We start from the raw sequence: 21,178 nt of genomic DNA, 5'->3' as shown, positions 1-21,178 counted from the left end.
ATGGCCTATCCAACCACCCCGCCCCCCGCCCAAAAGCGGACTGAAGGCTCGGCCGTCCAGGAGATGACGGTCGGGACCGGCGCCGGCCTGGACACGGCCGACATGGTTCTCAACATCGGGCCGCAACACCCCTCCACGCACGGTGTGCTCCGGCTCAAACTCACCCTCGACGGCGAGCGGGTCGTCGCCTGCGAGCCGATCGTCGGCTACATGCACCGCGGCGCGGAGAAACTCTTCGAGGTCCGCGACTACCGGCAGATCATCATGCTGGCGAACCGGCACGACTGGCTGTCGGCGTTCTCCAACGAGCTCGGCGTCGTGCTGGCCGTGGAACGGCTGATGGGCATCGAGGTGCCCGAGCGGGCGGTCTGGCTGCGGATGGCGCTGGCCGAGCTGAACCGGGTGCTCAACCACCTGATGTTCCTCGGCTCCTACCCGCTGGAGATCGGCGCGATCACGCCGATGTTCTACGCCTTCCGCGAGCGGGAAACCCTGCAGGCGGTCATGGAGGAGGTCTCCGGCGGCCGCATCCACTACATGTTCAACCGGGTGGGCGGGCTGAAGGAGGAGGTCCCCGCCGGGTGGACGAAACGGGCCCGGCAGGCGGTCGCGGCGGTGCGCCGGCGCATGCCCGACCTCGACAACATCATCCACAAGAACGACATCTTCCTGGCCCGCACCGTCGGCGTCGGCGTCCTCACCGCCGCCGAGGCGGCCGCCTACGGCGCCTCCGGTCCGGTCGCGCGCGCCAGTGGCCTGGATTTCGACGTACGCCGGGACGAGCCGTACCTGTTCTACGACCAGCTCGATGTGCCCGTGGTGACGCGGACGGCGGGCGACTGTCACGCCCGTTTCGAGGTGCTGCTGGAGCAGGTCTTCGTGTCGCTCGACCTGATCGACCAGTGCCTCGACCGGGTGGACCGCACCGGCGGGCCGGTCAACGTGCGCCTGCCGAAAGTGGTCAAGGCGCCGGAGGGACACACCTACGCCTGGACCGAGAACCCGCTCGGCGTCAACGGTTACTACCTGGTCTCCCGCGGCGAGAAGACCCCGTGGCGGCTCAAGCTGCGCACGGCGTCCTACGCGAACGTGCAGGCCCTGGCGACGCTGATCCCCGGCTGCCTGGTGCCGGATTTGATCGCGATCCTGGGCTCGATGTTCTTCGTCGTGGGCGACATCGACAAATAGCGCGCCTGGGTTGGCGCTTGCTCGTTGCCTACGGCCGCGCAACGTCTGTTGGCTGCCTACGCCCCTGCCAGCTGCTCACGTCCGCGCGACCTGCACCCGTGCAACGCCTACTGGTAGCCGCCGTAGGAGGCGAAGTCGGCGAGCGTCCCGACATTGGTGTCATTGGCCGAGGGGCGGTGCCGGCGTGCCTTGTAGCCCGGCTGGTCGGCGGACTGCCCCGCCACCTGGTGGCCGTTGGCGCCGTAACCGTCGTCCCCGTAGCCGCCCGCGCCCGCCTGGCCGCCGCCCTCGTAGCCGCCGGCCTGGCCGCCGCCTCCGTAGCTGCCGCTCTTCTCGTAACCGCCCGCTTGGCCGCCGCTTCCATAGCCACCCGACCGACCGTCGCTCCCGTAGCCGCCCGCCTGGCCGTGGTTGCCGTAGCCGCCTGCCTGGCCGTCGCTCCCGTAGCCGCCCGCCTGGCCGTGGTTGCCGTAGCCGCCTGCCTGGCCGTCGCTCCCGTAGCCGCCTGCCTGGCCGTCATTGCCGTAACCGGCTGCCTGGCCGTCGTCGCCGTAGTGGCCCGCCGCGTCAGCGTCCTGGTAGCCGTTTTCCGGCTGGTCGTAGCCCTGGTAGTCGTAGCCGTTACCGTCCGCGTAGTCGCTGGCCGGGCCATAGTCGCCGGGGGACGTGTCCGGCGGGCCGTAGTGAGGGCCTGGCCGCACGGCGGCAGCCGCACGGGGTGAAACCGTGCCTTGGGACGGCACCGCGGCTGCGGCACGGGGCCGGACCGATGGACCACCCGGGGCGGGCACTGCGGCCGAGCGAGCGACCGGCGCGGAGCCGGGCATCGGGCCGTGGCCCGAAACCGGAGCGGAGCCGGTCCTAGCGCCCTGACCAGGCACTGCGGCCTTACCGGGCATAACACCCTTACTCGGCATCCCGGCCTGACCCGGCATCGGGCTCTGGCCCTGCATCCCAGCCTGACCTGGCATCGCGCCCTGGCCGTTCATCCCAGCCTGACCCGGCATCGCGCCCTGGCCGTTCATCCCAGCCTGACCAGGTGTCGCACCCCGGGCCGACATCCCGGCCTGACCCGGCATCGTGCCCTGGTTGGGCACGCGGGCCGAGCCGCCTACCGCGGCGGAACCCGCACCGGCCGGCGGAGCCGACCGCTGCACCGAAGCGGAGCCGGCAGCCGGGACAGCGGCGGAGGCCCGCCCGGCCGGGGCGACGCCCGGCGCACGCGCCGGCGAAACCGGCTGCGCCGGTCCGGGAACCGAGGCACGTCCCCCGGTGCTGCGGCCGGGGTTCGTCGGCCGCGCAGCCGGGCCACCGCGATGGCCGTACTCGCCGGATCCGTATTGGTCCGGCCGGCCGCCCGGAGCCGCGTAGCCCGGTTCACCGTCATAGCCGGAGTCGGCATCCGCGGCGAAGGCCGGGCCGGGATGGGCGTTGAAGCCGCCGCTCGGGCCGTGGGACGGGCTCACGTCGGAGCCGTAAGAAGAATCGGGACCGTAGCCCGGACCCACACCAGGCCCGTCCGGGCCGTAGGAAGAGTCACCGCCGTAACCGGCATCCGAACCATCGGGGCCGTAGCCGGCGCCGGAGGCGTCCGGACCGTAGCCCGTGCCCGGCCCGTTCGGGCCGTATCCGGACTCAGGCCCGTAGGACGAGTTCGGGCCGTAACCCGCGCCCACAGCAGATCCGGCCAGGTCGTAGCCCGAGCCATCCGGGCCGTAAGAAGAGTCAGGGCCGAAGCCGGAACCAGCAGCAGACCCGTCCGGGCCGAAGCCCGAGCCCTCCGGGCCGAAGCCCGGCCCCGCGTCCGGGCCGAAGGCCGGCCCGGCAGCAGCCCCGTTCGGGCCGTAACCGTCCGGGCCGGCAGCGTATTCAGCAGGGCCGAAGCCCGCGTCGTAGCCGCCCGGACCGAAACCACCCTCCGCATCGTGCCCGGACTGCGCAGGGTAACCAGCGTCTGGCGATGCGACCGCCACCTGCGCGCGGCCGCCGGGTTTGCGTGGGTTCAGCGGCGGGTGTGCCGCCTCCGGGCCGGCGGCGACGGCGGCGAGTTCGGCGCGGATCTCCCGCCGGAACGCCTCCATCTCCTCGGCGACGCGGTCGTCCACGTCCATGCCGAGCAGCACGGGATCGTTGCGGACCAGCATCGACGCTCCGATCAGCACGACGCTGACGGCGATCAGCAGCACAGCGAAGCGCACCGAGTTGGACGCGTCGCCGATCAGCACCACCGCGAGAGCCAGCGGGGCGAGGATCACGCCTGCCCAGATGAGGCCACGGAGCAGCCGTGCGTTGTGTCCCACTGGGGAGTCCCGTTCCGGCATGGGCGCAGATGTTACCGAGAGTGCGCCTGAGGCGAAACGGCCGAACACCGGACGGCACAGACAGTTTTGGAGCTCGGCCGTTCCCCCGGTCCCCCCGCCGGGTGAAACCCGGCGGGGGGAGTCAGGTCAGCCGGCTGCCAGTGCGCCGTCCGAGCTGAAGACCAGGCCGACCGAGATCGTGCCCTGCTTCAGACCGGTCTTGGTCAGCGGACCACCGGCGTCGAGCGTGCTGAAGCTGCCGGCCTGGAACCCGTAGGTCTCGACGAGACCCTGCTGGCACTTCGGCCGCTGCGGGCACTCGGCCGGGCCGCCCAGCACAGTCGCCGCGCCGGAGCACTTGGCCGCCAGGTCGGAGAGGGTCTTCACCCCGTACTTGTCGGCGAAGGCCTGCGTGGTGGCGAAGGCGTTCTGGTCCTGCGCCGGGCTGGCCGCGCCGAAGGCGAGGCCGGTCTTCTCACCGAGAGCCTTCAGGTTGGTGACCGTGGTGTTCAGGTCGGAGGAGGACGGGTCCTTGGCGTCCTTGCCCTCGACCTTGCCGGCCAGGAAGTACGCCAGGGTGGCGGCATACTCCGGGACGACCTGGATGTCGCCCTTCTCCAGCGCCGGCTCGTAGAGCTCGCGGTTGCCGATCTGCTGCACCTTGACCGTGTAGCCGGCCGCGGTCAGGGCGATGCCGTAGAGCTCGCCGAGCGTCGCGCTCTCGCTGAAGTTGGCGGCGCCGACGGTGATGTTGCCGCCGGGGCCCTTGGCGATGCCGGCGGTCAGGTTGTTGGCGGTGGCGAATTCCTGAGCGGCCGCCTTCGACGACTTGCGGTCGATGTCGACGGCCTTGTTGAGCTCGATCAGCTTGGTGGTGTCGAGCGCGTTGGACACCTTGTCCAGCGCGGCGATCAGCTCGGGGGTGGCGGCCTTCTTGTTGACGGCCGGGATGACGTTGTCGGTGTTCTGCAGCTTCTTGTCGTCGTCGAGCACGACCAGCGTGTCGCCGGCGACCGGAGCACAGCCCTGGCCCGCGGCGGCCGCCGACGGCGGGGCTTCGGTGCCGGAAGAGCCGGCGTCACCACAACCGGCGAGGACGACGGCCACGGCGAGTGCGCCGGCCGTACGGAAAAGAGTCTTGCGCATACTGCCGCCTTCTGTGTCCCGGCGGGCCCGGATGGCCGCGCCGCGTGTCCGACGGGCAGCCGGAATTGCGACGCCCGTTAACGGTTCTCAGGTATTCCTACCCGCAAGGTATGACAAGATCATCATTCCGATGCGGGAGCGTTATGCGGCGGGTGCCGCCGCAGCCTGCGTACGCCTGCCCCGCACCCGGAGCGCAGGTGGCGTGACCAGGCGTTGGACCACCGCGAGCAGGCCCTCGACGATAAGTGCGAGCAACGCCACAGCGATGCCCCCGGCGACGATCTGACCGCCACCGCCGTTGCTCATCCCGATGCCGAACCCGGCGCTGATGATCTGCCCGAGCCCGCCGCCGTTGACGAACGCCGCCAGCGCCGCGGTGGCGACCACCTGGACCGCGGCCGTCCGCAGCCCGGCCGCCAGGTACGGCACCGCCAGCGGCAGCTCGACCTGGCGCAGCAGCTGCCCGCCGGACAGCCCCATGCCGCGGGCCGAGTCCCGGGTCTCCGGGTCCACCGACCGCAGCCCGGTGTAGGCGTTGGCCAGCAGCGGCGGGATCGCAAAGACGGCGAGCGCCACCACCACCGGCGGCTTGCCGAAGCCGAGCGGCGTGAGCGGCAGGATGGTCAGCAGGGCCAGGGTCGGGATCGCCAGGGTCAGGTTGGCCACGGTGATGACCGCGCCGCCGCCACGCCCGCGGTGCCCGAGCCAGATGCCGATCGGCCAGCCGACCAGGCAGCCGAGCACGACCGCCCAGAAGCTGATCACCAGGTGCTCGCCGAGCCGGTCGAGCAGGCCACCCGGGTTGGTCCAGTTGAGCGGGTCGTTGAGCCAGACGAAGCCCTCTTGGAAGTAGTTCACGCGGCCCGCCCCCGGCTCCACGGGGTCAGCAAGCGGCCGAGACCGGCCAGGAGCAGGTCGAGCACCAGGGCCAGGGCCACGCAGAGCAGGGCCGCGGTCATGATCTGCGCCTTGTAGAAGTTGTTCCGGAAGCCGCTCAGGATCAGGTCACCGAGGCCGCCCTGACCGATCAGCGAGCCGACCGTGACCAACGCCACGGTCGAGACCGTCGCCAGCCGGACGCCGGTGACGATGCCGGGCAGCGCGAGCGGCAGTTCGACCCGCCACAACCGGCCCAGCCGCCCGTATCCCATGCCGGACGCCGCTTCCAGCACCTCGGCCGGCACCTGGGTGAGCCCGGCCAGCGCGTTGCGGACGAGCACCAGCAACGCGTACATGACCAGGGCGATCAGAACCGAGGTGGTGGTGGTCGTGCCGACCAGCGGGGCGAGCAGCGCGAGCAGTGCCAGCGAAGGGATCGTGTAGAGGACGCCGGAGAGTGCGAGAATCGGCGCGGTCAGCGGTCTGATCCAGTAGGCGGCGACGGCGAGCGGCAACGCGACCACGAACGCGATGAGGACCGTCTGGGCGGTCAGTCCCGCGTGGAAGGTGAGCGCGGCGCCGAGCGTGTCGGCGTTCTCCTGGACATACCGCCAGGAGAACCACGGGTTCCCCGGGCCGTCATCGGCGGGTGCGGCGACCGGCGTGAACAGCGCCGGGCCCCACGACAGGAAGGGCATACGTGGACGCTACCTCGGCATCGATCACGTTGGAGGACGTCGGCAAGGTGTACCCGGACGGCACCGCCGCCGTCTCCGGGTTCAGTCTCGAGGTTCGGGCCGGCGAGCTCACCGTCCTGATCGGCCCGTCCGGTTCGGGCAAGTCGACCGTGCTGCGCATGATCAACCGCCTGATCGAGCCGACCAGCGGCGTGATCTCGATCGACGGCCGCAACGTGCTCGAGCAGGACCCGGTGGAGCTGCGCCGGCAGATCGGCTACGTCATCCAGAACGTGGGACTTTTCCCGCACCACACGGTCCGGGCCAACGTCGGCACCGTGCCGCGGCTGCTCGGCTGGGACCGCAAACGCGTCGAGGCCCGCGCCGACGAGCTGCTGGACCTGGTCGGCCTGGACCCGGCGCGCTACGGCAAGCGGTACCCGCACGAGCTCTCCGGCGGTCAGCGCCAGCGGGTCGGGGTGGCTCGGGCGCTCGCCGCGGACCCGCTGGTGCTGCTGATGGACGAGCCGTTCTCCGCGGTGGACCCGATCGTGCGCGCCCGGCTGCAGGAGGAGTTCCTCCGGCTGCAGGCGGCGGTCCGCAAGACGATCGTGCTGGTCACCCACGACATCGACGAGGCGGTCCGGATGGGCGACCGGATCGCGGTGCTCGCCGAGGGCGGCCGGCTGCTGCAGTTCGCCCCGCCGGCCGAGCTGCTGAGCAGTCCCGCGTCGCCGGAGGTCCGCGACTTCGTCGGCGCCGACCGGGGCATCCGCCGGCTCGCGGTCACCGCGGTCCGTGACGTGATGACCCCGTACGACGGCGCCGCCACCGACAGCCTGCCGAGCGTGGACGTGTCCGCCACCCTGCACGACGCGCTCGCCGTGATGCTCACCGACGCGACCGAGACCGTCCTGGTGACGCAGGACGGCCGCCCGGTGGGAACAGTCTCCCGGGCGGCCGTTTTCGAGGTTCCCGCGACGGTCTGACCCTCATCGGGTGCCGCGCCAGCCACCCAGGCTGGCGAGGCCGACGATCCAGCCGACGAAGAGGCCGTACTGGGCGCCGGAGCCGGCCGCCCGGAACGCGCCGAGCAGTGAGGGGTTGGTGAGGAACAGGGTGGCCAGCAGCGCGGCGAAGCCACCCGCGAAGATGTACGCGGCCCAGCCGGCGAAGAACTGGCTGATCGTGCCGCGCGCCCGGGCCAGCTGGGAGCCGGGCAGCAGGACGAGGAAGAGCAGGGTCAGCAGGACCACCAGGATGGCCTTGAGGTCGCCGACGATCACGTCGCGCAGCGCGTCGTCGGAGTCGAAGCTCCAGTACGGCCAGGCCAGCAGCCGTAGCCACCAGCCGCCGGCCGTCTCCGGATCGGTGTTCTCCAGCGCCCAGTCCGAGTACCACGGGCTGCCGAAGACGAGTACGAGGACCAGGGCGGCAAGGGTGCCCGCACCCGGTGCGGTCTTATATCGATTGCCGAGAGCCATGGCCCCGCTATTGCCCCAGGGGGCCACGGCTTCAAACGACGAGCGTCACTTACTCAGGTAGTCGATGAAGGCCGCTCGCAGCAGGGGCTCCTGCTCGCCGAGGTCGCGGCCTTCCAGCTCACGCCAGAGCGCGACCGCCTCGTCGACCGTCGGGCCGATCGAGTTGGGCGCGCCGTCGAGGGCAGCGGCCTCGTCGGCGTCCGGCAGGTGGCGCACCACCGACCAGTAGAACTTGATGTCGTGGTGCTCGCGTGCCTTCGCGAAAGCGCGCTCGCGCAGCACCTCGGTGGGCAGGGCGTCCAGTTCGGCGAAGCTGGGCGTGGTCATGAACGAAGCATAGGTCAGCGCCCGGCACCCCACGGGCCGTCGTCCCAACGGTCGCTGCGGGCGGGCGGCGTGGCCGGGGTGCTCCAGGTCTCCGGGGAGGCCGGCGACCAGTTGGCGGCGGTGCCCCCGGACGGTGCGGCGTTCCACTCCTCGCCGCTGCCCAGGGCGAACGGGCTGCCGTACGTCTCCACCAGGCGGGTGACGATCAGGCCGACGCCCATCAGGGCCCCGGCGATCGCGAAGAGCGCGATGTCCAGCTCGCGCCGCGACTCGTAGTCGAGGAAGAGGGTCAGCGCGGTGACCGCGAAGAGGGTGCCGAAGATCCCGCCGCGCCGCCCGTACGCGCTGGTGCCGGCGAGCAGGGCCAGGCCGACGCCGATGCCGGTCCACTCCAGGCCGGTGCCCGGGACGATCGGCTCGCCGGTCTTCGCCGCCTGCGCGGCGATCAGGATCCCGGCGCCGACCGCGAAGACCGAGGAGAGCAGCAGGGCGATCACCACGGGTACGGCGGCAGCCGCCCCCGGCCGCCGCGCCGGGTCACCGGTCGGGCGCATCCGGCCGACGAACCGCCGCACCGGGCCGACCGCGCCGAGCGCGGCCCCCAGGACGGCCAGCACCGCGAACCCGCCGAAGAACAGGAACGCCTGGTCGGTCGGGTCCCAGTCGCCCTGCACGTCGACCGGCGCCACCCGCAGCTGGACGTAGACGACCGCGCCGAAGCCGGCACCGAGCGTGGCCGCCCAGCCGGGCACGTGCAGGCCGGCCACCAGCACGGACACCGCCAGCGCACCGGCCGCGGCGATGATCAGGGCGGGCACCACCGCCTGGGGCAGGCCGCGGTCGCTGTTCTCCGCGTACTGCATGGCGGCGGCCAGGGCGATCGGGCCGATCGCCAGGTTCGGCACGCCGGCCCGCAGGCTCAGGCCCCCACCGAGGGCCAGCAGGCCGATCGCGGCGCCGGTGACGAGCAGCGTGTCGAGCGCCGGGCGCTCCAGCGCGCCGGAGTCCTCACGCCACAGGAAGAAGCCGAGGACACCCGCGGCGACCAGCAGCACCACCTCCCAGCCGAGGTGGATGCCGAGCCGGTCGCGCTCGTCCTCCACGGCGGGGACGGGACCCGTGGTCACCGGCGCGCGCAGCGACTGGTCGAGGGTCGTGCCGGCGGTGTCGTCGTACTGCACGCGGCGACGGTACGCCGCGGGGTCGGTCGGGGTGTCGTCGCCACCGGGCCGGCGGAAGGTGGTCTCGTCGTAGGCCATGCTCCGCGCCTCCTCACGCCTCCACGAGCGGTTCGAGGCGCACGCTACTCCGGCCGAGGGCCGCCCGCCGCAAAGCATACGGATAAGACATGGCCTCAGTTCAGAGGCTAGATATGTTCGACAACCGTCAACGTCGGCCGGTCGGGCGGTCCGAGTCGTCGTCCTCCCGGTCCGGCTGCTCCGGGACCCGGCACGCGCGCTCCAGCCACAGGGCCGCCCCGATCAGGGCGAGGCCGGCGACGAGCGCCCCGACGGTGGCCGGCACGTCCTCCCGGGCGGCCCGGGTCGGTTCCAGCAGCAGCCAGCCGAGCAGGCCCGCGGCGAAACCCGCGAAGAGCGCGCCGACCAGCGAGGACGCCTTGGCCAGCGCCACATAGCGCGCGACCGCGAGGGGCTCGACCGGGGGCGCGCCGGGCTTGCGCTGGATGCGGGCGCTGGTGTTCTGCGCCAGCAGGCCCTCGGCGACGGCCAGCACGGCGAGCACCAGCACCGGCGACCACGGCAGCGCGGGCAGACGCGAATAGGTGAAGCTGAGCACCAGCCAGCCGACCGCGGCAGCGGCCAGCGCGGCCACGACGAGCACCGAGATGCTCGTGGGCCGCAGCGACGGGTCGGTGCGGCGCCCGCCGGGAGATCCGCTCTGAGGGTTGGCGCTCACGCCTTCGACTCTAGCGACAGATCCGGACACCGGCTCACCGTGGCGACGTCGCCGGCGATCTCCGGCGCGCTCAGCAGACCGGCGACCGGCCCGTGCCCGGGCAGCCGGCCCTGCGGATCCACGTCGAGCCACGGCCGCAGCACGAAGGCGCGCAGGTGGGCGCGCGGATGCGGCAGGATCAGCTCCGGCTCGTCGCTGAGCACCGGACTGCCGTCCGCCGCCCAGACCGCGATCACGTCGACGTCCAGGGTGCGCGGGCCGAACCTGCGATCCGGATCCCGGACCCGGCCTTCGGCCGTCTCGCACGCCTGCGCCCGCTCCAGCCAGTGCCGCGGCGTCGCGGTCGGCTCGTCCACGAGCACCACGGCATTGAGGTACGACGGCTGCGCGGTGTCGCCCCACGGGGGTGTCTCGTACACCCCGGAGACCCGGACCACGCTCGCACCCAGCAGGTCGACGGCGGCCCGCAGGTGGGTGAGGCGGTCGCCGAGGTTGCTGCCGAGCGAGAGCAGGGCGCGGGTCACGAGCGGCTCCGGCGCAGGGTGACGGCGACGTCGGCGAACTCGTGCGGGATCGGCGCCTGCGGCTTGTGCACGGTGACCTCGGCGGACGCCACCCGCGGATCGGCCAGGCAGACGTCGAGCAGCCGGTCCGCCAGACGTTCGATCAGGTTGACCGGCTCACCGGTGAGCACCTCGACCAGGCCGCCGGCCAGTTCGCCGTAGTGCACCGTGTCGGCGATGTCGTCGGTCTGCACGGCCCGGCTCAGGTCCAGGTCGAGGCGGACGTCGACGACGAAGTCCTGCCCCTGCTCCCGCTCGAAGTCGTAGACGCCGTGCCGGCCCCGGGCGCGCAGGCCGCTCAGCGTGATCTGTCCAGTCATCGATCTCCTTCTGGCTGACGGGCGCGGCTCACCGCGTACCCCGCAATCGTGGTGAGCCGGTGGCGCGCCAGACCGCAAGCGCGTCGACGGTCGCGCCCACCTCATGGACCCTGACCCCCCAGGCGCCGGCGGCGACCGCGAGGACCGAGGTGGCCAGGGTGGCCGCCTCGCGGCCGGCCACCGGCCGCGGCGTGCCGTCCGGATCGGCCAGCAGCCGGCCGAGGTAGGTCTTGCGGCTGGCCGCGAAGAGCACCGGGAAGCCGAGTTCGATCAGGACGTCGAGGTGAGCGCTGAGGGCCCAGTTGTGCTCGGCCTGCTTGGCGAATCCGAGGCCGGGGTCGAGCACGATCAGGCCGGGGTCGACGCCGGCGGCGATCGCCTCGTCGGCGCGGGCCCGCAGCTCGTCCCGGACCTCGGTGACGACGTCGGAGTAGACCGCGAGTTTCTGCATGTCGCGGGAGTGGCCGCGCCAGTGCATCAGGATCCAGGGACAGCGGGCGGCGGCGGCGACCGCCGCCATGCCCGGGTCAGCGAGGCCGCCGGAGACGTCGTTGATCACCGCGGCGCCGGCCGCGAGCGCGGCCTCGGCGACCGCCGCACGGGTGGTGTCGATGCTGATCGGTACGCCCTCGGCGGACAGCCGTGCGATCACCGGCACCACCCGGGCCGTCTCGGTGGCGGCGTCCACCCGCTCCGCGCCGGGCCGGGTCGACTCGCCGCCGACGTCGATCACATCCGCGCCCGCACGGAAAAGTGCGATGCCATGTTGAACCGCGGCGTCGAGGTCGGTGTATCTCCCACCGTCAGAGAAGGAATCCGGCGTGACGTTGAGGACGCCCATCACGACCGGGTGATCCCGGCGGAGCAGTTCAGCACCCGTGAGCTGCGGGTCTGGCGGCGTAGTCGGCACACGGAAAGGGTACGGGGCGGGTGAGTTTCGAACAGGTGTACGATCCCACGTGACTCAAATTCAACCACTCAATCACCTTGGGTAACAAAAAGGGCGCTTGTTGCTCGCAAGTACGGGCCGTACTCTTCGGAACTGGGCATCATGAAGTGACCGAAGAGAGCAGATGAGCATGGCAGTGCCCGAACGGCTCACTCGACGTGGTGAGTCAGAGGTAGCACGATATGGGCGTTGCCGTACGGGTTCACAACTGCAGCGTGTCCGTAACCCCCATACCGGACACGGGGAGGTTTACCGATGATCGCCACCGAGCTCGCCATCCTGGCGGCCGAGCCAGCCGGCAGCATCAACACGGAAGGCATTGTCACCTTCTTCGCGAGCAACATCGCTCCGATCCTGCTCGCCGTCCTCGGCGTGATCTTCATCGGCCGAGCCAGCCGCGGTGAGATCTCGAAGGTGCTGACCAGCTCGGCGATCGCGATCGTGGGCCTGGCGTTCATCGCCGGCGCCGCGACGCTCTTCTTCGTCGGCGAGTCGATCATCAAGCTGATCTTCAACTGAGATGCGGCTCCGGACCGACGACGACATCTACCGGGCACGCCTTGTCTATCTGGGCCCGCCCGGATACACGCTGCCCGTCCACCTGCCGTATGCGCAGTACGGGATGTTCGTCGTGCTGGTGCCGCTCTTCATGTTCATCCACTACCTGATCACGCTCGACTTCGACCCGTTCCCGGCATGGGAGATCGCCCTCGCCATGGTCACCACGTCGTACGTGTTCCGCCACGTCGACCCGGACCGGCCGGCCCGGGTCGTCATTCGCACCGCGCTCACCGACTGGCGCCGCACGCGCGAGCCCGCCGTGGAGCAACGCGATCCAAGACTTGTCGCCACTCGCATCCGGGTTCGGGAGGAGTTGGTATGACCGGTTGGGCCGTCGTGCGTCTCAGTGGGGTTTCCGCATGACCGGAACTCCTCCGCACGGGCATCCCCGCGCGGATGCCTCGTCCACAGGCAGGCAGAGTAACGGTGTGCGTCCGGACAACTACTCCTCGCCTGAAGATTCCGAAGAGCTGGTGACCGCGCCCGGACACGGGGGCGTGGGGGTCTTCCAGGCGCCGCAGCCGGTCCGCCCGCGAGGCTCGGCGGTCGACACCACCATGGACATCGACTCGCCCTTCCTCGACCTGTTCGGCGGGACGGCCACTCCGGCGCGTACCCCCACTACCCGTCCGAGTGATCTTTACGCGAAACCGGCCGATCCTGATCCGGATCGTGGGTTCGGCTTCAACGACCGGCCGGCCGCCGCGCCGCCGGAGCCCGCCGAGGCCTCCCCCGGGCGGAACGGCGCGGCGCCCCAGCCCGCCGAGGCCCCGCCCAGCTGGAACGGCGCGGCGCCCCAGCCCACCGAGGCCCCGCCCAGCTGGAACGGCGCGGCGCCCCAGCCTGCCGAAGCCTCGCCCGGCTGGAACGGCGCGCCGTTCACCCGCGCGCCGGTGGGGCCCAAGGCCGACTTCTTCCCGGAGCCCCCGCCCGCATTCGCCGTCGCCCCGGCCCCCGAGGCCGACGCGCCCGTGGTCGACGAGGACGACTGGTCCGAGTTCGACGACTGGCCTCCCCGGTCGGCCGCGCCGGCATCACCGACACCGGCGCCCGCGTCGGCCCCTTCGCTGCGCACGGCACCGGCCGAGCCCGTCCCGCTGTGGCAGCAGGCCGCCTCCGCCCCTGCGCTCCCCGTGCCGGTGCCCGAGAAGGCTCCGGCCGAGCGCCGGGAGAAGGCGCCCGCCAAGCGCGAGAAGAGCAAAGCGGTCAAGCGCCGCGAGCCCAAACCGGCCAAGCCGGTCCCGCTGCGGCCGCAGAAACTCAAGTTCAGCGACCGCGACCCGGCCATGGAGCTGGCGATCAGCGAGATCGCCGGGCACCTGACCTTCACCCAGAGCACCGTGACGGCGTGGTACCACCTGCCCGAGGTGCGCTGGGCCTTCCGGCCCGACGCGGAGCGCGAGGCGCTGCTCAGCGCCATCTCCGAGCAGTACGCGGGGCTGGCCGGTTTCCGCCTGCACCTGCGCCGCACCACCCGGCCCTTCCCGGCCGACGAGTGGGCCCGCACGGTCGACTCGTTCACCGCCAAGCCGCTGCCCGACGTGCACGGCGCCACCTCGTGGTCCGACCACCTGGTCGCGGCGCAACGCCACCTGCTCTCGGTCAACCACGCCGAGGGGCAGACGTTCCTCGGGGTGACGTTCGCCCGGCGCTCCCTCGGCGACACCTTCTCCGAGCGCATCCTGCGGATGTTCGGCCGGGGCACCTCCGACGGCGAGCGGCGCAAGCTGGGCCGTACCGTCGAGCAGTTCGACGAGGTGCTGAACGCGTTCGGCATGCGCGGGCGGCGGGTCACCCCGCAGGAGCTGGAGTGGCTGCTCTACCGCTCGGTGGCGCTCTGCATGGCGCCGCCCGGGCTGCTCTCCCCGGTGTCCAACGGCCACTGGGAGACCGGTGACCTGCTCGCCCTCACCGAGCAGGTGGAGCGCTACCGGACTCCTTACGGCTCCACGGTGAAACTGGTCAACCGGATGTCCGGCGAGGAACGCCACGTCGCCGTGCTCTCCGTCGGCCGGATGGAACCGCTGGAGATCCCGGAGAAGCACGAGCCGTGGATGCACTTCCACGAGCGGCTGCCCTGGCCGATGGAACTCTCCTCGCGGATCGACATCCTCGGCTCCGGCAGCTCGTTCAAGAACCTCGAGCACCGGCTCCGGATGATCCGCTCGCAGCAGCTCGACTACGCGGAACACGGCATCGACGCCCCGCCGGAGCTGGAACGGCTCGCCAAGCGGGCGCTGGTGATCGGCGACGAGATGACCACCGGCCTGCCGGTCGAGTCGGCCCGCGCGCACGGCTGGCACCGGCTCGCGGTCGGCGGCGCCACCCGCGAGGAATGCCTGGAACGCGCCCGCCGGCTCATCCAGCTCTACTCGCGCGAGCTGCGCATCTCGCTGCAGCACCCCAAGGGCCAGGACCAGCTCGCCCGCGAGTTCATCCCCGGCGAGCCGATCGCCAACACCGGTTACGTACGCCGGATGCCGGTCAAGTTGCTCGCGGCGGCACTCCCCCAGGCTGCGTCCACGGTCGGTGACCGGCGCGGTGACCTGATCGGGCGGACCGCGGGCACCTGCCGCCGGCCGGTCTTCCTCGACCTGCACTTCCCGATGGAGGTGCGGGAACGCTCCGGCCTCGGCGTCTTCGTGGCCGAGCCCGGCGGTGGCAAGTCGACGCTGATGGGTGCCCTCGGCTATCTGAACGCGCGCCGCGGCGTCCAGGTGACCCTGCTCGACCCGTCCGGGCCGCTCGCCCGGCTGTGCCAGATGCCGGAACTGCGGCCGTACTCGCGGGTGCTGAACCTGACCGGCTCCGAGCAGGGGACGCTGGCGCCGTACGCGCTGATCCCGACACCGGTGCGCTCCGAGTTCCCGACCGGCCCGGCCGGCGACCGCGAGTTCGAGATCGCCGTCTCCAACGCCCGCGCCGAACGCCGCATGCTGGTCCAGGACATCTGCTCGATGCTGGTGCCGCCGCAGGTCGCCAAGGAGGCGTCCACCGCCACGCTGCTGCGGCACGCGGTCCGGCAGGTGCCGGCCGAGGAGACCTCGACCCTCGACGACGTCGTCCGTACGCTCCAGGGGCTGGACGACGACGAGGGCAAGGAACTCGCGAACCTGCTCCTCGACACCGCCGAGATGCCGCTGGCGCTACTCTTCTTCGGGCACCCGCCGCAGCACCTGCTCGGCGCGGACGCCGCGCTCACCGTGATCACCATGGCCGGCCTGCGCCTGCCCGACCTGAAGATCGAGCGGGAGTACTGGTCGGCCGAGGAATCCCTCGCCCTGCCGATGCTGCACACCGCGCACCGGCTGGCGGTCCGCCGCTGCTACGGCGGCTCGATGTCGTCGCGCAAGATGGTCGGCCTCGACGAGGCCCACTTCATGGAAGGCTGGCGGTCCGGCCGCTCGTTCCTGGTCCGGCTCGCCCGCGACTCCCGGAAATGGAACCTCGCCGCGCTGGTCGCCTCGCAGAACCCGCGCGACATCCTCGGCCTCGACGTGCAGAACCTGGTCTCGACCGTCTTCGTCGGCCGCATCGCCGAGGACCAGGAGATCGCCTCCGAGGCGCTGCGGCTCCTGCGGGTGCCGGTCCACGACGGCTACGAGGCGACCCTCGCCTCCCTCTCCCAGGTCGACACGTCCTCGCAGCACCGCCTCGGCTTCCGCGAATTCGTGATGCGCGACGTCGACGGGCGGGTGCAGAAGGTCCGAGTCGACGTGTCGTATGTCGAAGGCCTGCTCGAACACCTGGACACGACACCGGGCACGCCACCGCCGGCGGTAATTCCCCTCCCGTCCGACCTGGAGGTCTGAGATGCTGCGGCGCGGTTTGGCGCTGATCACGACGATGGCCATCGTCGTAGTGGCATCGATCGCCTGGGCGGTGGCCGCCCCGTCATCCGCCTCCGCGGCGCCGCCGGTGAAGGCCCCGAACGGTGCCTGCAGCGTGGAGGAATGGCAGCAGGACATCCAGGGCTGCGTGAAGCGGCTGGCAGAGGTGGGCAGCACCCGCGCGCAGTGCTTGAATCCGCCTACTCCGAACACCCCGGACTCCGGGCTCGCAGGCTGGTTCGCCGAGCGGCCGGCCTCCTCGACCAGCAGTAGCTTCCCCGGCCTCTACAGTGACTACGGGTACGCCGGCTACAGCTATACGACCTACGATCTCGACGGAGGATGCGCCTCCACCATTGTCGAGGCCGATAGCAAGATCGAAAACACGATCGCCAACGGCGAGTTCATGATTGCGACCGCAGTCATCGGCGCCTCCAACGCCCTCCGCGAACGCGCATGGAACCCGGAAACGCTCTGGGGTTGGGCCGATCCGTTGGTCGACCAGGCCACGAAGGCCGTCTACCAGAAGGTCTTCACGGTTTTCGGCGTAGTGACCCTCGCGGTGATCGGCATCTACCTTCTGTGGCGTTCTCGGCAGGCCGAGTTGGGGATCGCCACCACCACGGCAGGATGGGCCATCCTGATCATGGTGGTCGTCACCGCGATTGCATCGTGGCCGGTGCGCTCCGCCAACATCGCTGATCAAACGCTCATCGGCACCCTCGGAGTCGTGCACGACGCTGTCGGGCCTCGTCCCGAGCAAGCCACTGTGCCCTGCGCTCTTGGGCCCGCCGCGTGCACCGACAACCGGCCGCCGGCCGTGCGGGCCAGCGATACAGCGACCGAAACCATGCTCTACCGGAATTGGCTTCGAGGTCTTCTCGGGTCCGCGGACAGTGAAACCGCCCAAAAATACGGTGAGGCGCTCTACAACGCTCGCTCCCTCAAATGGGAGGAAATCGAGAAGATTCGCACCAATCCCGCGACGCGCGACGCAACTCTGGACCGCAAGAAGGACCAGTGGATGCGCATCGCCGAGCAGATCAAGCAAGAAGATCCCGAGGCATACGAATACCTCCAGGGGATCAACGGCATGGAACGTGTCGGCGCCGGCTTTATCGCCATGCTGGCCGCGTTCATGTTCGCGATGTTCGACATCACCGCGTCTCTCCTAGTCCTCCTCGGGTTCTTGATCTTCCGCTGGGCCGTTATCGCGGCGCCCATTCTCGGAACGATAGGGCTTCTTCGCCCAGCCAGTTCCGGCATTCGGCGCCTGGGCAATGCGGTGGTCGCCGCAGTGTTCAACATCGCCATCTTCGGCACAGGCGCGGCTATCTATCTCTTCGCTGTTGATCTGATCATGAATACGGCAAGTCTCGCCGGCTGGCTGCAAGTTGTGCTCGTGTGGCTCTGCGGTGTCGTCGGCTGGCTCCTGCTCCGCCCCTATCGCCGGATCACACAACTCGGCGGCAAGGACAGCGCGGCCGCGATCGCGTCGGCGGGCTCGTGGCACCGTCGTTTCTTCCGGGACATGCGCGAGGCCGCCAAGCTGGACGTCGCTGACGGGGGCGGCACCCGAGAGCCCACGTTCGGCAAGGACGGCCGAACCGTCTATGTCGAACAGCGCAATCTCCGTCCCGAGGCTCGCCTCGAGGATCCGTCGCATTCGGCAGCTACACGCGCCGAGACGACTGGCGAAGGCGGTTCCACCTCTGTCCTGTCGCGTCCGGACGGCAACGAGTCCACGCATGAAAAGGCCGCGGTCGCCGCCGCCGAGCCGCGCAGTCTGACGAGTTCGGCAAAGTCACGAGCCACGTCCGATTGGACTGAGCCTGACGTGGCCGAGCGTCCCGCTTCGTTTGCCATCTACCGGCCGGAGACCGGCTCCACGACGCAGGAGCCGGCCACTCCGCGGGTGCGTTCCGAGGCCAGGTGAGCAGAGTTTGGCGGGGTTCATCGAGCGCGGCCTCACCGGGATCTTCCGGTCCCGGTGGGGCGTCGCATTCGTGCTCGTCGGCATAGTTCTAGCGGTTGTCGGCGTCGGACGCCTATTCTCCGATGGATCGGCCGCTGACTACGTGGGCGGCAACAGCGCCGCACCTGCGATCAGCGTGAATCCGCTGGAGGACGACAGCGTCGTATCGCCAGAACCGCCACCAACCCCGAAGACCAGTCCCGGACGGGCGCAGCCGGAGGCAGTCGCATATGCGTTTGCCTCGGCATGGGTGGATCACACCGACACAACCACGAAAAAGTGGCGTGAACGGCTTTTACCGAATGCCACAAAGAGCCTCGCTGAGCAGCTTCGCGGAGTTGACCCGGCCGGGGTGCCGGCCGAGAGAGTGATCGGTCGCCCCAGCCTCGTGGCGGTCAACGAGTCGATGGTCAACGCAATCGTCACTACAGAATCCGGCAAACTTAGCCTCCGGCTCGTGTCACCGGAAGGGAACTGGCTGGTCGACGGCATCGACTGGGAGCCGGCGTGAGAGTCCCACGGCCGCGTAGGGTCGTCCTCCTGATCGCCTTGGTCGTAACGCTCGTGCTGCTCTGTTGCGGAGGAAGCGTGACAGTTCTGCTGCTCGGTGGTGTCAACGACGACAAGCAGAACAACTTGAACGCAGCATTGGGCTGCGGCAAAGGCGGTCCGGTCGATCCCGACTCCAAGCTCCCGCGGATCCGGCCCTACGGTGCTGAGCAGGTCCGCAACGCAGCCATCATCATCAACGTCGGCTCGGAGTTGCAGCTGCCGCCGCGCGCATGGGTGATCGCGGTAGCGACCGCGATGCAGGAATCCCGCCTCGTGAACCTCGGCCACCTCGGCGCCCGCAACGACCACGACTCGCTCGGACTCTTCCAGCAGCGGCCCAGTTCCGGGTGGGGCACACCGGAGCAGGTACGAGATCCGGTCTATGCGAGTACCAAGTTCTACACAAAGCTCCAGACGATCGAGGGCTGGCAGACCATGCCGCTGACCCAGGCCGCCCAGGCCGTACAGATCAGCGCCTACCCGGATGCCTACGCCAAGCACGAGCCTCTGGCGACGCAGATCGTCAACCTTCTGGCTGACGGCGCCGCCAACGCGGTGGGCGATTCGGTAAACCTTGTGTGCGCCGCGGCCGGGCAAACAGCTGCATCCGGCTGGACGATCCCGCTACGCGCCGGTGTCGGCTCCGGCTTCCGAACCTCCGAGCGTCCCAACCACCACGGTGTCGATCTCAGTATCGGCAAGTACACCCCGATCGCGGCTGCCGCAAGCGGCGTAGTTTCGCTGGTGAAATGCGACGAGGACTTCAACGGCAACAAGAGCTGCAATGTGGATGGTTATCCCGGCAAAGGCGGCTGCGGCTGGATGGTGGAAATCTTGCACGCCGGCAACGTGATGACACGGTACTGTCACCTGGTGCAACGACCCTTCGTCCGGGAAAACCAACAGGTGGCCGCCGGCGACGTCATTGGACGAGTGGGATCGAGCGGCAACTCGTCCGGCCCTCATCTGCACTTCGAGGTGCACATGAACAACGACCGGTCCAGTGCGGGTGCGGTCGATCCGGTGCAGTTCATGCGACAGCAGGGCGCTCCTCTGGGCGGCGAGGGATGAGTCGAGAGTCCTCGTCGAATTCGTCGTCTCACCACCAGAACTGGATCTCGGAAGCGCCTCGCCCGATAGTTCCCACACCGGCGACCATGGGCGGCAACCTACGAGGACGCCGTGTGGTGATCGGCCTTCCCGGGCACGGTTGGCGTGGCGACTGCCGAGCGGACGAAAAGGTGGTCCAAGGAAGTCGTACCTACGTGCCGGTGATTCCCGAGTCTGAGTGGTACCGCGCCGAAGCCGAGCAGGTGGAAGTGTTCGCGCCGCTCGTTCCCGTCGAGCGGGTCTGGGTCGAAGAGTTCGGGATGGCCGGCTTGACCCTCCAGGAAGATGACCGATCACGCCTCGTATCGTTGGACGAGCCGCCTCGCCGATCACCGACTCCGGCCTTGGACGCCGATCACCTGACCGGTCGCCGGGTCGTTGAGATCGAGGCTGACGGCACGGAACGACGCGACTTACGAGCGGTTACCGAAATCCACACCAGCGACGACGGCCACGTCTGTGTGCGGGTCTGCACGGAACTCGACTGGTATCGGTGGCAATGGACCGGCCGCTCACCACGCACCGCTGAGATACCCGCCGATCGCCTTTGGGCTGAGTGATCAGACCCGGGTCGCCCCACAAACGCGCCAACCGTCCTGGTCGACTATCGCGATCTGCCAGGAGCTGCTGTCCCGTCCTGCCTGACCGGTGATGGTCCGGGTCAGATCAACGTTCACCACGCCGGTGGATCCCGTCGTCTGCACGTCGAGGCTGGACCAGGTGACCGCGATCCCGACGGAGAACTCCTTCTCACGGCTCACCGTGTCGTCACGGTACTGACGGAGTTGGGTGAGATCTCCGCCGGAGTCACATTGGTAGAGCTTCGCTTCCTCATCGTCCTTGGTGACAAGGTAGGCACCGAGGAAGTTGTCGACCACCGCGTCGGGCTCTGTGCGTTCGATTTTGGTGGCGTCGTCGTAGAGGGCTATGAAGAGGCTTACGCCGCCCAGGCAGAGTAGGGCCAGGGTGCCTGCGGTCAAGGCCAGGGCGAGCCGCGCGCGGCGGCTTTGCAGGCGGCCGCGAGGGCGGAAGGGCTTGGGGGGAACCGTGGCCTCGGTGTCCGGCTCGCGCGACTGCATGCCTACGACAGTAATCGTCCACACCGGCGTCACTCCGGCTGCGGCTGGTGGAACTCGGCGGCGGAGCCCCAAAAGGCGTTGATCTCCTCGATCACCGGGCGGACCGTGGCGGCCACCTCCGGAGGGAGCGGGTCGCCGTCGTCCCAGTGGAGGACGGCCGGGAGGTAGAAGACGTCGCCGTGGAGGCCGCGTTCGACGGGCAGGGTCATCACTCGGCCGGCGAGTTCGAACTGGACGGCGTCGCGGCCGTGGCTGCGCAGGATGGCTCCGGAGTCGTGCTGGGCTTCCTGGCTTCGCAGCTCGTGCACCGACACGTGGGCT

At 70.1% G+C, this 21,178-nt stretch carries 22 protein-coding genes; 9 read left to right on the top strand and 13 right to left on the bottom strand.

From position 1 onward, the window contains the following. Positions 1–1,188 carry an NADH-quinone oxidoreductase subunit D gene (locus AB0F81_RS05500; RefSeq protein ID WP_360191357.1) on the top strand — a complete coding sequence of 396 codons (1,188 nt, stop codon included), beginning with the start codon at positions 1–3 and terminating at the stop codon, positions 1,186–1,188. 107 nt (positions 1,189–1,295) lie between these two features. On the opposite strand, the gene AB0F81_RS05495 is transcribed toward AB0F81_RS05500, so the two are convergent. From AB0F81_RS05495 to AB0F81_RS05480, 4 genes are all read right to left on the bottom strand, one after another. Further along, entirely contained in the window at positions 1,296–3,557 is a 2,262-nt protein-coding gene (locus AB0F81_RS05495; RefSeq protein WP_360191354.1) for a hypothetical protein, read from the bottom strand. A 78-nt stretch (positions 3,558–3,635) separates the two neighbouring features. Further along, complete coding sequence (locus AB0F81_RS05490; protein WP_360191351.1) at positions 3,636–4,634, bottom strand: glycine betaine ABC transporter substrate-binding protein; 999 nt, start codon at positions 4,632–4,634, stop codon at positions 3,636–3,638. 141 nt (positions 4,635–4,775) lie between these two features. Continuing rightward, positions 4,776–5,492: an ABC transporter permease gene (locus AB0F81_RS05485; protein ID WP_360191348.1), complete on the bottom strand. Its 717-nt coding sequence runs from the start codon at positions 5,490–5,492 to the stop codon at positions 4,776–4,778. Continuing rightward, entirely contained in the window at positions 5,489–6,184 is a 696-nt protein-coding gene (locus tag AB0F81_RS05480; RefSeq protein ID WP_360191402.1) for an ABC transporter permease, read from the bottom strand. The genes AB0F81_RS05485 and AB0F81_RS05480 overlap by 4 nt, the downstream gene beginning before the upstream one ends. A gap of 29 nt (positions 6,185–6,213) precedes the next feature. On the opposite strand from AB0F81_RS05480, the gene AB0F81_RS05475 reads away from it, so the two are divergent. Further along, positions 6,214–7,179 carry an ATP-binding cassette domain-containing protein gene (locus AB0F81_RS05475; RefSeq protein ID WP_360191346.1) on the top strand — a complete coding sequence of 322 codons (966 nt, stop codon included), beginning with the start codon at positions 6,214–6,216 and terminating at the stop codon, positions 7,177–7,179. A gap of 3 nt (positions 7,180–7,182) precedes the next feature. Here the strand turns inward: AB0F81_RS05475 and AB0F81_RS05470 are convergent, their stop codons facing one another. From AB0F81_RS05470 to folP, 7 genes are all read right to left on the bottom strand, one after another. Further along, on the bottom strand, positions 7,183–7,674 hold the full coding sequence (locus AB0F81_RS05470) for a hypothetical protein (RefSeq protein ID WP_360191344.1): 492 nt from the start codon (positions 7,672–7,674) through the stop codon (positions 7,183–7,185). 45 nt (positions 7,675–7,719) lie between these two features. Then, positions 7,720–8,001, bottom strand: coding sequence for a hypothetical protein (locus AB0F81_RS05465; protein WP_360191341.1), 282 nt, complete (start codon positions 7,999–8,001; stop codon positions 7,720–7,722). Positions 8,002–8,015: 14 nt separating this feature from the next. Then, a complete protein-coding gene (locus AB0F81_RS05460; RefSeq protein WP_360191338.1) occupies positions 8,016–9,260 on the bottom strand; it encodes an ABC transporter permease in 1,245 nt (414 codons plus the stop codon). A 127-nt stretch (positions 9,261–9,387) separates the two neighbouring features. Then, positions 9,388–9,918, bottom strand: a complete 531-nt coding sequence (locus AB0F81_RS05455; protein ID WP_360191336.1) for a DUF3180 domain-containing protein — start codon at positions 9,916–9,918, stop codon at positions 9,388–9,390. Continuing rightward, complete coding sequence (folK, locus tag AB0F81_RS05450) at positions 9,915–10,442, bottom strand: 2-amino-4-hydroxy-6-hydroxymethyldihydropteridine diphosphokinase (protein WP_360191333.1); 528 nt, start codon at positions 10,440–10,442, stop codon at positions 9,915–9,917. The genes AB0F81_RS05455 and folK overlap by 4 nt, the downstream gene beginning before the upstream one ends. Beyond that, positions 10,439–10,801 carry a dihydroneopterin aldolase gene (gene folB / locus AB0F81_RS05445; protein WP_360191331.1) on the bottom strand — a complete coding sequence of 121 codons (363 nt, stop codon included), beginning with the start codon at positions 10,799–10,801 and terminating at the stop codon, positions 10,439–10,441. Before folB ends, folK begins: the two co-directional genes overlap by 4 nt. Before the next feature lie 28 nt (positions 10,802–10,829). Then, complete coding sequence (folP, locus tag AB0F81_RS05440; protein ID WP_360191399.1) at positions 10,830–11,642, bottom strand: dihydropteroate synthase; 813 nt, start codon at positions 11,640–11,642, stop codon at positions 10,830–10,832. Positions 11,643–12,005: 363 nt separating this feature from the next. Between folP and AB0F81_RS05435 the strand changes: the two genes are divergently transcribed. The 7 genes from AB0F81_RS05435 to AB0F81_RS05405 are packed head-to-tail and all read left to right on the top strand — an operon-like array spanning position 12,006 to position 20,338. Beyond that, positions 12,006–12,269 (top strand): hypothetical protein, encoded by a 264-nt coding sequence (locus AB0F81_RS05435; protein WP_360191328.1) that lies wholly within the window; start codon positions 12,006–12,008, stop codon positions 12,267–12,269. Between the two features lies 1 nt (position 12,270). Continuing rightward, positions 12,271–12,633, top strand: coding sequence for a hypothetical protein (locus AB0F81_RS05430; RefSeq protein ID WP_328463031.1), 363 nt, complete (start codon positions 12,271–12,273; stop codon positions 12,631–12,633). 37 nt (positions 12,634–12,670) lie between these two features. Beyond that, positions 12,671–16,123 (top strand): ATP-binding protein, encoded by a 3,453-nt coding sequence (locus AB0F81_RS05425; RefSeq protein ID WP_360191325.1) that lies wholly within the window; start codon positions 12,671–12,673, stop codon positions 16,121–16,123. Position 16,124: 1 nt separating this feature from the next. Next, the gene (locus AB0F81_RS05420; protein ID WP_360191322.1) at positions 16,125–18,077 is read left to right on the top strand and encodes a DMT family transporter; all 1,953 of its coding nucleotides are present in this window, start codon (positions 16,125–16,127) and stop codon (positions 18,075–18,077) included. 7 nt (positions 18,078–18,084) lie between these two features. Further along, entirely contained in the window at positions 18,085–18,627 is a 543-nt protein-coding gene (locus tag AB0F81_RS05415) for a hypothetical protein (RefSeq protein ID WP_360191319.1), read from the top strand. Next, positions 18,624–19,739: a M23 family metallopeptidase gene (locus tag AB0F81_RS05410; RefSeq protein ID WP_360191316.1), complete on the top strand. Its 1,116-nt coding sequence runs from the start codon at positions 18,624–18,626 to the stop codon at positions 19,737–19,739. Before AB0F81_RS05415 ends, AB0F81_RS05410 begins: the two co-directional genes overlap by 4 nt. Continuing rightward, positions 19,736–20,338 carry a hypothetical protein gene (locus AB0F81_RS05405; RefSeq protein WP_360191313.1) on the top strand — a complete coding sequence of 201 codons (603 nt, stop codon included), beginning with the start codon at positions 19,736–19,738 and terminating at the stop codon, positions 20,336–20,338. Before AB0F81_RS05410 ends, AB0F81_RS05405 begins: the two co-directional genes overlap by 4 nt. Here AB0F81_RS05405 and AB0F81_RS05400 read toward each other — a convergent pair whose 3' ends face one another. Then, the gene (locus AB0F81_RS05400) at positions 20,339–20,857 is read right to left on the bottom strand and encodes a hypothetical protein (protein WP_360191310.1); all 519 of its coding nucleotides are present in this window, start codon (positions 20,855–20,857) and stop codon (positions 20,339–20,341) included. It lies immediately after the preceding gene. Between the two features lie 29 nt (positions 20,858–20,886). Then, the gene (locus AB0F81_RS05395) at positions 20,887–21,171 is read right to left on the bottom strand and encodes a hypothetical protein (RefSeq protein WP_360191307.1); all 285 of its coding nucleotides are present in this window, start codon (positions 21,169–21,171) and stop codon (positions 20,887–20,889) included. Positions 21,172–21,178 lie beyond the last annotated feature (7 nt).

Source organism: Actinoplanes sp. NPDC024001, assembly GCF_040638955.1.
GTDB lineage: Bacteria > Actinomycetota > Actinomycetes > Mycobacteriales > Micromonosporaceae > Actinoplanes.
The sequence above is the reverse complement of the archived record's forward strand: the minus strand, read 5'-3'. Positions and strand labels throughout refer to the sequence as shown.

Bases quoted from the DNA above. Each gene is read 5' to 3' on its own strand.
- AB0F81_RS05425 (WP_360191325.1), top strand. From the start codon at position 12,671: ATGACCGGAACTCCTCCGCACGGGCATCCCCGCGCGGATGCCTCGTCC.
- AB0F81_RS05465 (WP_360191341.1), bottom strand. From the start codon at position 8,001: ATGACCACGCCCAGCTTCGCCGAACTGGACGCCCTGCCCACCGAGGTG.
- AB0F81_RS05460 (WP_360191338.1), bottom strand. From the start codon at position 9,260: ATGGCCTACGACGAGACCACCTTCCGCCGGCCCGGTGGCGACGACACC.
- AB0F81_RS05490 (WP_360191351.1), bottom strand. From the start codon at position 4,634: ATGCGCAAGACTCTTTTCCGTACGGCCGGCGCACTCGCCGTGGCCGTC.
- AB0F81_RS05430 (WP_328463031.1), top strand. From the start codon at position 12,271: ATGCGGCTCCGGACCGACGACGACATCTACCGGGCACGCCTTGTCTAT.
- folP (WP_360191399.1), bottom strand. From the start codon at position 11,642: ATGGGCGTCCTCAACGTCACGCCGGATTCCTTCTCTGACGGTGGGAGA.
- AB0F81_RS05470 (WP_360191344.1), bottom strand. From the start codon at position 7,674: ATGGCTCTCGGCAATCGATATAAGACCGCACCGGGTGCGGGCACCCTT.
- AB0F81_RS05400 (WP_360191310.1), bottom strand. From the start codon at position 20,857: ATGCAGTCGCGCGAGCCGGACACCGAGGCCACGGTTCCCCCCAAGCCC.
- AB0F81_RS05500 (WP_360191357.1), top strand. From the start codon at position 1: ATGGCCTATCCAACCACCCCGCCCCCCGCCCAAAAGCGGACTGAAGGC.
- folB (WP_360191331.1), bottom strand. From the start codon at position 10,801: ATGACTGGACAGATCACGCTGAGCGGCCTGCGCGCCCGGGGCCGGCAC.
- AB0F81_RS05435 (WP_360191328.1), top strand. From the start codon at position 12,006: ATGATCGCCACCGAGCTCGCCATCCTGGCGGCCGAGCCAGCCGGCAGC.
- AB0F81_RS05405 (WP_360191313.1), top strand. From the start codon at position 19,736: ATGAGTCGAGAGTCCTCGTCGAATTCGTCGTCTCACCACCAGAACTGG.
- AB0F81_RS05420 (WP_360191322.1), top strand. From the start codon at position 16,125: ATGCTGCGGCGCGGTTTGGCGCTGATCACGACGATGGCCATCGTCGTA.